Genomic DNA, 14751 nt, shown 5'->3' with positions numbered 1-14751 from the left:
GTGTGAATACATTAAGTTACAAAACTGTTTCAGCGAACAAAGCTACTGCTAATAAAGAATGGGTTGTGGTAGACGCTGAAGGACAGCCGTTAGGTAGATTAGCTTCTACGGTTGCAAAGATTTTGAGAGGTAAGCACAAAACGAACTACACACCTCACGTAGATTGTGGTGATAACGTAATCGTTTTGAATGCTGGGAAAATTACACTTTCCGGAAACAAGTGGGCTGATAAGACTTATATCTGGCATACAGGATATCCTGGTGGACAGAAGTCTATGACTGCGGCTGAACTTCAGAAGAAAGATTCTTTAAAGGTATTAGAGAAGTCTGTAAAAGGTATGTTACCTAAAAACAGATTGGGAGCTGCTATCCTTAAGAACCTTTATTTATATGAAGGAACTGAGCACAAACATGAAGCTCAACAGCCAAAAACAATTAATGTTAACGAATTTAAATAATTAATTATGTCTATAGTTCACAAAATCGGAAGAAGAAAAACTTCTGTAGCTAGAGTTTATGTAAAACCAGGTTCTGGTGTTATTACAGTAAACGGAAAAGATGCTAAAGAATATTTCTCTACAGACGTGATGGTTTACAAATTAAACCAACCGTTTATCCTTTCTGAGACTGTTGGTCAGTATGACGTTACCGTAAACGTATTCGGTGGTGGTAATACAGGTCAGGCAGAAGCTATCAGATTAGGTATTTCTAGAGCTTTATGCGAAATCAACGCTGAGTTCAGATTAGCATTGAAGCCAGCTGGTTTACTTACAAGAGACGCAAGAATGGTGGAAAGAAAGAAGCCAGGTCAGAAAAAAGCAAGAAAGAGATTCCAATTCTCAAAACGTTAAGAATTGCGATAAGCTTAAAGCAACATGCAATAAGCTATTTGAAAAACTTATTAAAATTTTTAATTCGCTTCAAAGCCTATGGCTTACTGCCTGAAGCTTAAAGCAAAAATTGCCCGTTACGTTTAGCATCCAAACGCTTCTCCCATCTAAAGAAGTTGTTGATTGTTTAAAAGACGGAAAGTAAACTAACAAAAACAGAAAACATGGCAAAAGCAAATGTAAAAGACCTTTTAGAGGCTGGCGTACACTTCGGTCACATGACCAGAAAGTGGAATCCAAATATGGCTCCATACATTTTTATGGAGAAAAACGGTATTCACATTGTAGACTTACATAAAACAGCAGTTAAATTGGATGAAGCTTGCAACGCTTTAGAAAAATTAACTTCTGCAGGTAAAAAAGTTCTTTTCGTAGCTACTAAGAAGCAAGCGAAAGAAGTAGTTGCAAAACACGCTTCTGAACTTAATATGCCTTATATTACAGAAAGATGGCCAGGTGGTATGTTAACGAACTTCGTTACTATCAGAAAGGCTGTAAAGAAGATGAATGCTATCGACAAAATGAAAAAAGACGGTACATTCGAAACTTTATCTAAAAAAGAAAGATTACAAGTTGACAGACAAAGAGCTAACCTTGAGAAGAACTTAGGTTCTATCGCTGACATGGTAAGACTTCCATCTGCTGTATTTGTAGTTGATATCTTGAGAGAACACATCGCGGTAACTGAAGCTAAGAAACTAGGTATTCCAGTTTTCGGTATCGTTGATACAAACTCTGACCCTAGAAAAGTTGACTTCGTTATCCCAGGAAACGATGATGCTTCTAAGTCTATTGATATGATCCTTAGCGTAGTTTCTGAATCTATCAAAGAAGGTCAGTCTCAAAGAAAAGCTGATAAAGAAAAATCTAAAGAAGAAGGAGAAAAAGTATCTGCTGATACAGATGCTGATTTCGATGCAGAATAATTGAAGATTTTCTTTAATATAGGAAAAACGCTGGATTTCGATCCAGCGTTTTTTTTATTGTTTATACTTAAGATTTCTTAGGACATACCATAAGTTCCGGGAGATCAGGGTCTGTACCAGGCACTATTACTCCTATTCTGCAAACACCGTTGCAGCACATTTCGCCAAGTTCAATACTACAGCCGTCTATACAGCTTCTGTATCCTCCTTTGATTGTTCTTAGCTCAGTTCTTGAGACTTTCTTTAAATTTTTCATGATTTTTAGTTTAGTTTTTTTCCTACTCTATATGCTTTTCGGATACCGCAATTATGTATTTCTAAATATATGGAAATATTTACTATCTGTTGATTTTATAGAATTATTTTTGAATTTGTGCCATTTATGATTTATAGAACTGCTTTCAGATCATATTCAAGCTTTCAAAATAATGTAATATAAACTTGATTTTAAGGCTGCATGTTTCTTTCTGTTCTATCAAAAATAGAAAACAGATAACTCATTAAAAATAAAAACCTGCAGAATTCTGCAGGTTATATCTTAATTTGAAAGTTTTATGGAATAAGAGGTTGTGATAAACTTTGTAGACTGGTATACCGAGTTGCAAAGAATACCCGATAATCTGTAATTTTGATTTTTCGGAACCATGGTATATCCAATTTTCCCTGCACCAATGGGGATTTTCTTGAAGAAATTACCCCCGCTTACTGTAAGCACCATATTGCATGGAGATTTGTTTTCTACAGAAATAGAAGTCCTTGGATTTTTTGGATCATCATTATTCAGAAGGTCGTTCAGAACTTCAGCAGTTTCCGGCTTATAGGTCTTTATAAGTTCATTATATTCTCTTTCTGTATTGGCTCTGTTGCCTGTTGAATTACCGGCAGGATAAGGATAGGAGGTTCTTCCCGGATAACCGCCGTAATTTACATTACAACCGGCAAAGATTACTGAAACTCCGGCAAAAACTAATAGTTTTTTCATACTATTTTATTTTTTGTTTTTTCTTTTGTTTGATGGCCTGTTTTTTCTGAACCTCATCCTTTTTGATTGCACTGGCTTGCGTTTCGGACATTTTAGGGCTGTCCACCGTTACAAATATACTTTTTTTAATATCTTTCTGGGAGAAATATTTTATATCACAAATATTACTGCTGAGCGTGTATGAACCTTTATTGATCACAATAAAATTTTCTCCGTGGGCAGGAACAGCGAGGTTATAGAAGTCTTTTCCTTCAACTCTCAACACAATATTACAATCAGAATTATTTTTAAATAAGAGTATAGCCTCCTTGCGTGTAATATCTTCATTGAACATTGCATTCAGAAGCTTCACTGTTTTCTCCTTATGTTCAGCAGAAGTCTCTGCGATAAGTTTTTTAAACTCTTCAGCATCATCTGAATTAGGGTTTCTCATAATGCTTTTAGGGATATCGGAGATAACAGGCCTTGCTTCCATAGGTTTGGCAGTACGGGCTCCCTTTGTCCATTCAGAGTTTTTTAAAGCAATAAGCTTAGGCTTCAGCACAGTTCTTTTGGGATCATCAGGGTGTGCATTCTTTAGGTATTCTTCAATTTCTTTAATATTCGTGCTTTTTAGAATATCTTTACTGCTTTTCTGAGCCTGTGTAAAGCCGGGAATAAGAAAAGTGAAGAATAAAATCGTTAAAAAATTTTTTTTCATCAGGGTTTTATTTCATCAGCTTATCCGGAATTTGATGTAAGTTATGGTTTTCCCTTTTGCTGAGAATAACTCTTCATAATACGTTTTGATATCTCTCAAATGCTCCGTATTTGGGTCGTATTCCGGGGCGCCATAGATATCATGATGAGCAGAAATGATCTCATAACCTGCTCCCTGTAAATATCCCAGCGTATACCCATGCAGGAATTCTGAATCGGTTTTCAGGTGGATAATACCTCCTGGCTTCAGAAACTTTTTATATCGGTTTAAAAAATCCGGATGTGTTAATCTGTGTTTTGTTCTTTTATATTTAATCTGTGGATCAGGGAATGTAATCCAGATTTCATCTACTTCATTTTCTGCAAAGAAATAATCTACAAGTTCTATTTGAGTTCTCAGAAAAGCTACATTAGTCATGTTGTTTTCTACAGCTTCTTTAGCGCCAAACCAAAATCTTGCCCCTTTAATATCAACCCCGATAAAGTTTTTTTCAGGAAATGTTTTTGCGAGTCCTACAGAATATTCTCCTTTTCCGCAGCCCAGCTCCAGTACAATAGGATTGTCATTTTTAAAGAAATTTTCTCTCCATTTTCCTTTAAGTTCGAAACCATTCAAAGCATCTTCTCTTGTTGGTTGAATGACATTCGGTAATATTTTGTTTTCTGCAAATCTTGCTAATTTATTCTTGCCCATTGAGTTATAAAATGAGTGCAAAAATAGTGAAAATTTATGGAGTCTCTATGTCTTTTGGTAGTAAAAGACATAGAGATCATTCGTTCCTGGTTTCTGTTAATGGCTTCCTAAAGCCACCATAATTGGCCTTTCAATTGTTTTTTGCGACGCATATTGAGCCCCGCAAACCAGGCTGGTGAAAAGATATTGCCCTTTATCTATCACAATGGAACCTTCACCCTGAGCAGGAACTGCCAGCCTGTATTTGGTAGTTCCAACACCTTCCATTCTTACAATGATATTACAGTCTGATTTATTTTGTATCAAAACGATGCATTCTTTAGTATTGGGATCATTATCAAATAAGGAATTCAGGATCTTTACAGTTCTATTTTTATGTTCTACAGGAGATACAGCCATCAGCATGTTGAATTCTTCTGCTTCAGTATTGGGAACGGCAGTATTGGCAGCAGCATTTACAACATATGTATTTTGAGCAGTGCTGGGCGTATACACCGTAGTAGATTGTTTTGCCGCAAGCTCAGCTTTATATTTTGCAATCTGTTTTTGTTTGATGATGGCATTCATTTCATCAAAAGTAATTTTGGTAGAAGGTCTTCTCCGTAGCATAGCAAGCATTTCCTGCATATCTTTTACTTTTTGATCAGCAGGATGTGCATTTTTGATATACTCTTTCATCATTTCCATGACCCTTGGTTTAAGAACGGACCTTCGGGGATCATCAGGATGGGCATCCCGTAAAAAAGCATTGATCTCGTAAATATTCTTACTTTTCAAAATATCACTGTAGTCTTTCCCTTTTTTTTGAGAAGACATAGTAACGAAAAACATACAACAAAGAAGTAAAAGTACTTTTTTCATTAATTCATATTAAGTTAGAAATTTGGTGTTTCTCTTTTAATTTGCTTTCACGGATCGGTTAGTTTTTATTTGGATAACGAAATACCAGTGTTTTTATTTTAAACACTTGTTTGTGAGATAAAATTAAACATATTTTTGAATATTTAAGAATAATATGTTTTAAAAGTTGAATAATTCATAGTGTAGTTGCTCTAATGAAGCTTCATTGCTGTTTTTCAGCCATTCAACAAAAAATACCCCATGTAACGTACATGAGGTATAAAATATTTCAAATGATTCTTTTATTAATTGCTGCCTACAACTTCCTGAAGATGTGAGCTTCTTAACCTTTTCTGATAAATAGGAAGATATTTTTCAATAGGGACTTTTATTGCTTCAAAGTTACCCGCCAAAACATAAGCCTGGATATTTTCTGAGGAATACACAAACTGAAGAAAGTTATCAATTAAGTTTTCCGGTATTTTAAATTTTGTGAAATAATCTTTACCCAGATAATTTTTAATCTGTGCTATAGAACTGTTCATTCTTTCATAAGCCTGGTAACGCTGTTTTTTCTTTCTTTCTCCGGAAAGAATATCATAGATGCTTTCCAGGCTGAAGGTAAGCCCGCCATCCCGGAGTCCGGCAACAGGAAGTTCCGGAGGTGTTCCGTCTCCTTTTGGTTCAGGAAGACCAATTACTTTTTTTAGAGCGTATGCTTTGTCTTCTTTTCTTAAAGAGTTTACATCATACCGAAGATTTCCGGTAGGTTTAAACCTGCTGAGAACGATTTCCTGAATTTCGTAATACGCGATTTTGAGCTCAACCAGATTTTTCTGCTCCATAGATTGAGGAGTCAGCTTGATGTCTTTTCTTTCGGTCACAATGGAGGTAAACCGGATCACGTCCCCGATATTGGCAGGAATATTAAAATTACCATTGTAGTCCGTGAGAACGGTTTTCTGTGTGTTCAGGTTGGTGACATACACCTGATTGAGATATAAAATAGAGTTGTCTCTCAGAAATACCTCCCCGGAATATATTTGTGCATTAATTTTTGCCAGAAAAACCAATAGCAGTAGAGTAAACAGTTTCTTCATATAATGCGCAAAATTACATAGAAATAAAGCAATTCTGTGTAATTAGATGAAGAATAGTGGTTAAAGTTATATTAAACTTTGGGATTTAATTGTTAAGGAGTGTTAGAAACTTGTCATATATTAAAAAATGGGAGATTTCTATAAAAAAAACCGGAAGAAAGAATTACTGAAATTTCAGGTACTCTTTCTTCCGGGTTTATGTTTTTATCTGTGTTTTACCAGCAGCCAGCTCGTGTATTTTATCATCAGGCTGGAGCCATATTCAGTCCAGGTGATAAAGTACCAGTAATTTGCGGTAGGAACATATCTGCCGCCCACTCTTCCGTCCCAGGTATATCTGTTTTCAGGAGTACCTCTGAAGACTTCTGCACCATATCGGTCAAAGATCCGGAATACGAGATTGTCATTCTTCATTAAAGCAGAATAGTCTATTACTTCATTATAACCGTCTCCATTCGGAGTAATGGTGTTGATCAGATTAATAATGGCAAATGGTTTTTTAACATCTTCACACATTTTAGAGTCTCTTACAAATACATTGTGTGCTCCTCTGGGTACATTGTAGAAAATATTGGAACTCTGCCATACCACCCCATCTAAAGAATATTCATAAGGAGGTGTACCGCCGCTTGCCCCAACTTTTACAGTTGTTCCATCAATTTCAATAGCGGTTATTATAGGCAGAGGCAATTCCGTAACATTTACATATTGCTTGTATACACAGCCATTAAAGGTAAGCTCTACCCAATAATTTCCAGAAGCAACATTCGTAATGGAGGGAGTGGTAGCTCCTGTACTCCAGAGGTATTTTTCAAATCCAGGCCCTGCATTAAGAGTGGTAGTGGTTTTCGGGCAAATTTCCTTGTCTTTTAAAATATCTGATTTTTTAGGAACTTTAATGTTGATTTTCAGAGTTCCTATTTCAGGACAAACTCCATTTTTTTCAAAACGGATATAATAAGTCTGTGAAGTAGTAATATTCACTGGAGATAAAACCGCATTTACATTATTCTGAGCATCTGCTAAAGTTGCATGAAAGGTGTAAGTTACATTGGGATCCAAGGTAAACTGAGGAATAAACTGTGTTAAATTGACACTTTTAATTCCGTCCAGATCATCATCACAGGCGCTTTCTGTAACGGTTTTTGTAATCAACGGTATTTTAGCTCCGATACTGAATTGTAAAGGTTTGATCACAGAAGCGCATCCGTCCGGAGAATCTACTCTGATATAAATGGTAGTGGTTGCTGTATAGCTCCAGTTGTTAGGAAGGGTATTGTTGTTCCCTGCATTGGCATCTGAAACACTGGCATAGTATCTTACATTAGTAAAGTAATTGGGATTATTAAGTACAATTGGAGTTATATTGGATAGTAAAACAGTAACTGTTCCATCCAGATTATCATCACAGAAAACACCATTGTAGTTATCCAGAACAATCGCTTTATTGAAGAGAGATAATGTTATTTGTGCGATACTTTTACATCCGATATTGTTTTTTACGACGGCATATACAATGGTACCGTTGGGTGCATTGTAAGCTGTTGTATTGCTAATCAGAGCTGCTGCATTTTCATTCTGGGCATCCAACATGGTAGGATAATAAGTAATGGTAACCGGGGAATTGGTGGTAATATTTGCTGTCGTCAGGTTGAAGGTTCCCTGCCCATTGATATCACAGGCAAATAATGTTGCATTCATTACCGTAAGAGCCTGGATATTGATGGTAACCGTAACTGTTTCACAATCCGGAAAATCAGGATCATTGCCGCAGAATGTATAAGTGAATGTATCTGTTCCGGATGTTCCGGGCGTATTTACAGTATAAGTAATAACTCCTGTTGTTGCATTTATTGTTGTGGTTCCCAGTGTAGGAGCTGTTGTAATCGCTACTGTATTAGGCGCAGTTGTTTGTGTAGAACTGCTTAATGTTGGGGTTATGGTCAGCGAGGTACATACATCGTAGGTTTTAGTACTTAGTTTTGTACAGTTCAGGACTTTGAGCTGTTGAGTAACCAAAGGAGCACAACTTCCCATTGTTACGGAGCATGTATAATACCCTGGTAGTGTAGGGGTGATTGATGATGTGGTAGCTCCGGGGACGATAATCCCGTTTCTGTACCATTGGTAGGTATCATAGATTAAAGGATCTACCGTTAGAACCATCCCGGGAATACAGCCGCCTCCTGATTGCAGAATAACAGGTTGGGTAGGAAAGCCGGCAAAAAATCCTCCGTACCCTACAGCATCACTTCCGGCAGTAATTCCGGCCATAATTGCTTTATCTGAAACCACTGTAATGGTACCTGTTACATTGGGAATACCATAGGTAACCCAATTGGTTGTACCAGTCATATTGTATGGGCCGGTTATTGCAGGTGGATTTGCTCCGTTTACTGTAATGTTAGCTCCTCTTTCTGTGATAAGATTTAACTTTGTTGGAATATTTAGAATACCTCCGGGATTACCATTGGAATGAACAAAATTTTCATTGATAAGGCCAAGTTCATTGATTTGCTTTGGTAGGTAACAGTTCAATGCGGGAATATAATTAAATCCACCGGTGGCTGTTTCATTTCCTACATTGGAGTCTCCTGCTAAAATTTGGTAGACATAAGCATTTTTTGATGTTTTAAGATACAAATTGTAATGTCCGTTTCCCTGGAGGATATATTTGGAATCCGGGATTACAAAGTATTTTCCGGCATTGATGGTTGCTAAAGGTGGAATTTCATTATTAACAAAAATCTGAGTATTGTCTTCGGTAGCAATAACAATAGCCCCTTCCATATGGGAGTCAATGGGACCATTACCTTTTACGAGTGCGAATTCATTTCCAAGTCTGTCGACAGGTACTGCCTGATCCATTAAAATATCTGAGCTGGAAGGGAAGTTTCCTGCGTATTGTCCGTTAAAATTTCCGTTGGTAACATTGATGGGTTTGTTTGATGTAATTTTTGAACCAATGAAACCATCAAAGTTTGAGGCTATATTTCCAATCCCATCAATAATATAAGATTGTCCTTTATTTAAAGTGAAAGTAATTGTTGGATTAGTTGCTCCGGTCGTCCCGTTTGAAAATTGAACGGTAGGGCTGTACCCGGAAATTGTAACGGATGTATTATCTTCAGTTGCCAATACACTCGTCATAAAGTTCAAGATAGGATTACTTACTGTGATGGGAGCGGAAGCTGCATAAAATTTTTGTCCTGTAGAGGGGATTCCTTTTGAAGTAATGATTTCTGCATGGTTAAATACTGAGAATCTTAAGTTGGCATAAAAAGGAAATTCTGCTTTAAGATACAGTCCTTTTGTCGTAGGAGTAAACAGATCTGTCTGCTGTGTGGTAATAATATAATTTCTTAAAACATCAAATTTCTGTGGATTGCTCTTACTGATGACTACTGTACCAATCAAAACATTATTATTGTAAATGCTTACCGGGAAGGGAGTCGTTCTGCTGGTAGATAAATACAGTTTCTGATTAGGATTCGGGGCGCCAGTTCTATCTACCATCGGAGCAAACCAATGTTCCCTGTCCAATTGGGCAAAAGAAGAGGAGAAAATATAAAATATAAATAAAAAAGATAGAATTTTCTTCATTCAGTATTAGTATTTATCGCAAATTTAATAATAAAAAGCATTGAATGTTTGAAAATATAATAAAAATAAGCCATGATTGTGCAATCATGGCTCATCAATATAGTTTTAAAACTAATTATTACTCTCTGTTTTTAACAAGAATCCAACCTGTATATTTTATTGGAGTCTTTTCTTTGTTGGATTCATTCCAGCTGATATGGTACCAGTATGTTCCTGTTCCCAGTTTTTTATCAAAATGTTTTCCATCCCATCTGTAGTTGTTGAATCTGTTTCCGGTAAACACCATGTTTCCGTATCTGTCATACACTACAAAGCTCAGGTTTTCCTTATAAGCCAGTTCGCTGTAATCTATATAATCATTTACATTATCTCCGTTAGGGGTAATGGCATTTAATAGATTAGGAATGGTAACTTCTACAGCAATAGGAGTACAGTTGTAAAAATCTTTTACATAGAACGTGTGCTGTCCTCTTGTTAAACCTGTGAAGATATTTGAATCCTGCCAGTTAGCAGTTCCGTCAACCGCATATTTGAAAGGAGCTTTACCGCCGCTTACAATTACAGTTGCTGTATTATTGTTGATCTCGATAGTTTGGATTACCGGGTCTTCCACTTTTTTCACTTTTACAGTCTGGGTAAGGAAGCATCCGTTCTTACCAAGGATTACCGTGTATTCTCCAACACCAATATCTCTGATACCTGAAGTGGTAGCTCCTGTGCTCCATTGGTATGAATCATATCCGGGACCTGCGTCCAGGTTCGTTTTTGCATCCATACAGATGTACTGATCTACAAGGACCGGAGATTTTTTAATTGGAAGTACAATTAATTCAATTTTGGCATTGGCCGTACATCCTTCAGCAGTTGTTACTTTCACATATACAAATCCTCCTGTTGAAGGGAAGTTTTCTGGTGTTGTGATTGCATTGATACCTGCAGTAAGATCATTCAGAGTACGGTAATATTTTTTGGTAACAGCATTATAGTCTGTTACCTTTGCTTTGGTAAGGTCAAAATAAGCATAATGATCTACATCATACCAGCAAGCTTTAATAGAAGTATCTGTTACAATGAATGGTACTACAGTAAGGTTCAGGGTTACCTGTTCGCAATCTGTAAACTCAACTGAGTTTCCGCAGAATTTATAAACGATTTTGTCTGGTCCCAGATATCCCGGATTAGGTGTATAAGTGATTGTTCCGTTTGGATTCACCACAGCTGTTCCTTTTGTAGGAGGAGTCAAAATTACTACCGTACTTGGAACCACAGTCTGAGTGGAAGAAGTAAACGTAGGGGTGATGATTTTAGTAGAACAAGCATTAAGAGCCTGCGTCGTTTCTTTTAAACAGTTTTGTACTTTATAAATAGGAGTTGTCACAGGAGGACAAGTTCCCATAGTTACTTTTACGGTGTAATTTCCAGATTGAGTAGGAGTGTAAGTGTAACTTGTAGCACCTGGGATAGCCACTCCGTCACGGAACCACTGGTAGGTTTCATATCCATCATCTACTTCAAGAACGATTCCCGGAACACATTCACCTGTCTTTTTTGCAATAACAGGGATTGATGAGAATCCTGCAAAGTAACCTCCATATCCTGCAGAGCTATATCCTCCGTTGATACCTGCTGTTACAGCCTTTGTAGAGGTAATCTTAATATTTCCGGTTACACTGTTGATGGCATACGTTACCCAGTTGGCATTTCCTGCAAGGGGGTAAGGTCCGGCTTCAGGGAGAAGAGGCGCATCATTCAACATTACAGTAGCACCAGCCTCTGTTAGAATGTTCAATTTTACTACCAGATCACTGGGAGTAGAGCTGGCTCCTCCCACGCCAAGAGGCATTTCATTAATCTTCCCGATTTCATCAATTTTTCTTGGAAGGAAACAGTTTAATGGCGGGATATAGTTGAATCCATTGGTTGCATCACTTTGCAAAACTCCGATAAACTGGTATAAATACACATTTTTGGTAGTGGAAATAAACATGTTTGAATGCCCTGATGTACCCTGAGCAACATAGCTGGTCTCGTTGATTCTGTACCATTCTCCGGCAGCAAGTGTTGCAACAGCAGTACCTCCGCCGTTTAAATATACTTCAGTATTATCTTCGGTAGCCACAATAAGACCTCCTTCCATGTTTAAGGAAGGTTGAGTAGACCTTGTTTTTACCATGGCAAAAGTATTTCCAAGTCTGTCAACCGGAACTGATTGGTCAAGAACCGGATCACTTCCGGTTGTTGAAGCAGAGAAGTTGGCATTACAGCTACCATTGGTCAGTGTTACCGGCTTATCAGAAACAATTTTGGCTCCGATAAAGCCTGTTTTGTTTCCGGACTGAGAACCGGATCCTGCAAGAATGAAAGATTGTCCTTTTTGTAAAGTAAAAGTCTGAGTATTTCCAGTGGGGTTTCCATTAATAAAAACAACTCCGGCAGTTGGATTCCATGATACGGTTACATTCGTGTTGTCTTCGGTTGCAAGTACACCTGCTGTAAAATTCTGAATACTGCTGGTATTGGTGTTGGGAGCGGCAGCCACGAAAAATGTTTTTCCAATTCCGGCTTTTCCTTTACTGGTTATTACTTCCCCGTGAACACTCTGAGCCAGTCTTAAGCTGCAGTAAAAAGGCTTGGCTGCTTTTAAATACAGTCCCTTATTACCCACAACAAATGCATCAGTAGTAGTGGTAGCAGAAATAAGACTATTGGTAACTTTGTAAGTCTGCGGATTACCTTTACTGATGGTAACGGTGGTTACTGGAGCATTGTTATTGTAAATGGTTACATCAACGGGAGTTGGAGAGTCTGTGGAAAGATAGAGCATGTTGACATAGCTGTTGCCGCCAACACTGTCGTAATAGGGAGCTATCCAGTGCTCGGTATCCCTTTGTGCAAAGAGTGTATTAATTGTCAAAAAAATTAATACCAAACTGAGTAGAAATCTTTTCATGAGTATGGAATTAGGATTTCTACAAAAATAAAATAAAAAATGAAATACTTTTAATAAAATTTAAATAAATGTTAAATAAAAGTCGTCTATTTTTAATTAAATGCCTTCTTGGGTATGAAACTTGTAATTAGCGTCTGGACTTGATCTTTCTGATTTTTAATTATTATCTCTTTAATATGTGAATTATTTAGATTTATTAATTTTTTTCAAATGTTTGATCGTATCGATAGATATGAATAGTGTCAATAAAAAATCCCGGTGAAATTCACCGGGATTCTATATTTTTGAAAAAGTCAGCTTATAGGCTTACTCTTACAAATCCTGTTACTTTTAAGTCTGCGTTTACAGATTTTACATAATCAGCAACTGAGATACTTCCGTCTTTAATAAAATCCTGGTGTACCAAAGTGTTGTCTTTGTAGAATCTCTGCATTTTACCTTTAAGGATGTTGTCGATAATGTTGGCAGGCTTACCTTCTTCAGTAAGTTTGTGTCTTTCGATTTCCAACTCTCTGTCGATAGTTTCCTGAGATACCGCAGTTTCGTCAAGAGCGATTGGGTTCATTGCAGCAACCTGCATAGAAACAGCTTTAGCAGCTTCTTCAGCTCCATCTACTTTAGCAGATAGGGAAGTGATTGCAGCAATTTTGTTTCCAGCGTGGATGTAAGCTCCTAAGAAAGCTCCCTGGATTCTTTCGAAAGATCCGATCTCAATTTTCTCACCGATAACTCCTGTTTGCTCAACTAATTTCTCAGCAACAGTGATTCCGTGGAAATCTGTAGCTAAAAGCTCTTCTTTAGTAGCAGCAAAGATCGCCATTTCAGCTAGTTCGTAAGCAAGCTCAACGAATGCTTCGTTTTTAGCAACGAAGTCAGTCTCACAATTTAAAGAAATTACAGCACCTAAAGTGTTGTCTTCGTTTACTCTTGCGATTACTGCCCCTTCAGTAGACTCTCTGTCTGCTCTGTTAGCAGCAACTTTTTGTCCTTTTTTTCTAAGGATATCTACCGCTTTTTCGAAGTCTCCTTCAGCTTCAACTAGAGCTTTCTTGCAGTCCATCATACCTGCACCTGTTTGGTTTCTTAATTTAGCTACATCTGCAGCAACTGGTGTATAAGACATAATATCTATTATTTTTTATTTAAGATTAGTATTAATTTTTAGCTTAATTTTAGAGCAGTGCAAAGATAATGATTTTAATGATAAACTAAAAAATGACTTTTCACGTTATTAATATATTTAATACTATTTTAAAGGTTTGATTAATGAAAAAAATCTTCTTCCTTCTATTTATATGCATTTTTGCACTAGGTTTTTCTCAAAAAAAGAAAAAAACAAAATCTAAAGCGGTTGTTGAAAAAGAAACGGTAATCATCTATACCGAACAGGAAGCCGAGATCTCAAAAGAGGCAAGGGTAATTGCCGGCTTTTTGAAGCAGAATCCCGGACATGCTAAAACAGACTATTTTAAAAGAAAGTTGATTGATATTATCATGGCAGGGAATTCTCCGGAAGCAAAACCTACCATAAAACCTATCAGCAAAGAAAAAATTGAAAATATCGTTAAAAATAATGAATTGAACAGCGGAAAGACGATGGCCGCAAAAAAAACATATACTGCTAATGGAAAACCTGTCTCTAATAATACAGCAGCTGCTATAGAAGCTTTAAAAGAAGAAAGAAGAACAACTACCTTTGCATCAGTAAGTTCTGCAAAAAGTGCCGGTACTTCTAAAGCAGGACCCAGTGAAGAAAATAAAAGAACAGCAGCAATGCTTACACACCTTTTTAATAATGATATTAATAAAAACGAAGCATATATCAATATTAAAAACAGATCCACCTGCAATCTTATTGTAAAGATAAGTGGTAAAAAATATTATAATCTCAGTGTACCTGCCAAAGGAGAAAATTTTATTCTGGTAGATAAAGGAGAGTACGTGCTGACCACAATGGTTTGTGATGCCAAATATTCTTCCTTAAAGAAAATCAGCCAGGATATTGAAATTGCACTGAATGTTGCAGAATAGAAACAGAAGAAAACTAAAGAAAAAAGGTTAAGAAAA

General features: G+C 36.9%; 13 protein-coding genes. 4 read left to right on the top strand and 9 right to left on the bottom strand.

Annotation, left to right across the window (positions count from 1 at the left end; genetic code table 11):
- Positions 1–2 precede the first annotated feature (2 nt).
- The 3 genes from rplM (at position 3) to rpsB (ending at position 1816) form a co-directional block, all read left to right on the top strand.
- Complete coding sequence (rplM, locus tag AC5YGI_RS08950; RefSeq protein ID WP_002976217.1) at positions 3–458, top strand: 50S ribosomal protein L13; 456 nt, start codon at positions 3–5, stop codon at positions 456–458.
- A gap of 6 nt (positions 459–464) precedes the next feature.
- Positions 465–851, top strand: a complete 387-nt coding sequence (gene rpsI, locus AC5YGI_RS08945; protein WP_002976218.1) for a 30S ribosomal protein S9 — start codon at positions 465–467, stop codon at positions 849–851.
- A 203-nt stretch (positions 852–1054) separates the two neighbouring features.
- Positions 1055–1816 carry a 30S ribosomal protein S2 gene (gene rpsB / locus AC5YGI_RS08940; RefSeq protein ID WP_002976219.1) on the top strand — a complete coding sequence of 254 codons (762 nt, stop codon included), beginning with the start codon at positions 1055–1057 and terminating at the stop codon, positions 1814–1816.
- A 67-nt stretch (positions 1817–1883) separates the two neighbouring features.
- Here the strand turns inward: rpsB and AC5YGI_RS08935 are convergent, their stop codons facing one another.
- The 9 genes from AC5YGI_RS08935 to tsf form a co-directional block, all read right to left on the bottom strand.
- Positions 1884–2072, bottom strand: coding sequence for a bacteriocin-like protein (locus AC5YGI_RS08935; protein WP_330743971.1), 189 nt, complete (start codon positions 2070–2072; stop codon positions 1884–1886).
- A gap of 282 nt (positions 2073–2354) precedes the next feature.
- Positions 2355–2798, bottom strand: a complete 444-nt coding sequence (locus AC5YGI_RS08930) for a DUF6759 domain-containing protein (protein ID WP_330743969.1) — start codon at positions 2796–2798, stop codon at positions 2355–2357.
- 1 nt (position 2799) lies between these two features.
- Complete coding sequence (locus AC5YGI_RS08925) at positions 2800–3498, bottom strand: DUF6759 domain-containing protein (protein ID WP_330743967.1); 699 nt, start codon at positions 3496–3498, stop codon at positions 2800–2802.
- A gap of 15 nt (positions 3499–3513) precedes the next feature.
- Positions 3514–4191 (bottom strand): tRNA (guanosine(46)-N7)-methyltransferase TrmB, encoded by a 678-nt coding sequence (gene trmB, locus AC5YGI_RS08920; RefSeq protein ID WP_110011480.1) that lies wholly within the window; start codon positions 4189–4191, stop codon positions 3514–3516.
- A 96-nt stretch (positions 4192–4287) separates the two neighbouring features.
- Positions 4288–5052, bottom strand: coding sequence for a DUF6759 domain-containing protein (locus tag AC5YGI_RS08915; RefSeq protein ID WP_110011479.1), 765 nt, complete (start codon positions 5050–5052; stop codon positions 4288–4290).
- Between the two features lie 284 nt (positions 5053–5336).
- The gene (locus AC5YGI_RS08910; protein WP_110011478.1) at positions 5337–6131 is read right to left on the bottom strand and encodes a hypothetical protein; all 795 of its coding nucleotides are present in this window, start codon (positions 6129–6131) and stop codon (positions 5337–5339) included.
- Positions 6132–6335: 204 nt separating this feature from the next.
- Positions 6336–9734 (bottom strand): FIDD domain-containing protein, encoded by a 3399-nt coding sequence (locus tag AC5YGI_RS08905; protein ID WP_496168026.1) that lies wholly within the window; start codon positions 9732–9734, stop codon positions 6336–6338.
- Positions 9735–9852: 118 nt separating this feature from the next.
- On the bottom strand, positions 9853–12684 hold the full coding sequence (locus AC5YGI_RS08900; protein WP_496168025.1) for a T9SS type B sorting domain-containing protein: 2832 nt from the start codon (positions 12682–12684) through the stop codon (positions 9853–9855).
- Positions 12685–12982: 298 nt separating this feature from the next.
- Positions 12983–13807, bottom strand: a complete 825-nt coding sequence (gene tsf, locus AC5YGI_RS08895; RefSeq protein WP_110011476.1) for a translation elongation factor Ts — start codon at positions 13805–13807, stop codon at positions 12983–12985.
- Positions 13808–13950: 143 nt separating this feature from the next.
- Between tsf and AC5YGI_RS08890 the strand changes: the two genes are divergently transcribed.
- Positions 13951–14715, top strand: a complete 765-nt coding sequence (locus tag AC5YGI_RS08890) for a DUF6759 domain-containing protein (protein ID WP_110011475.1) — start codon at positions 13951–13953, stop codon at positions 14713–14715.
- The last annotated feature ends 36 nt before the right edge of the window (positions 14716–14751 follow it).

The sequence above is a fragment of the Chryseobacterium sp. CS3K3.1 genome (genome assembly GCF_059515165.1).
Note: the sequence above shows the minus strand (reverse complement) of the source record. Positions and strands in the feature narration are given on the sequence as shown.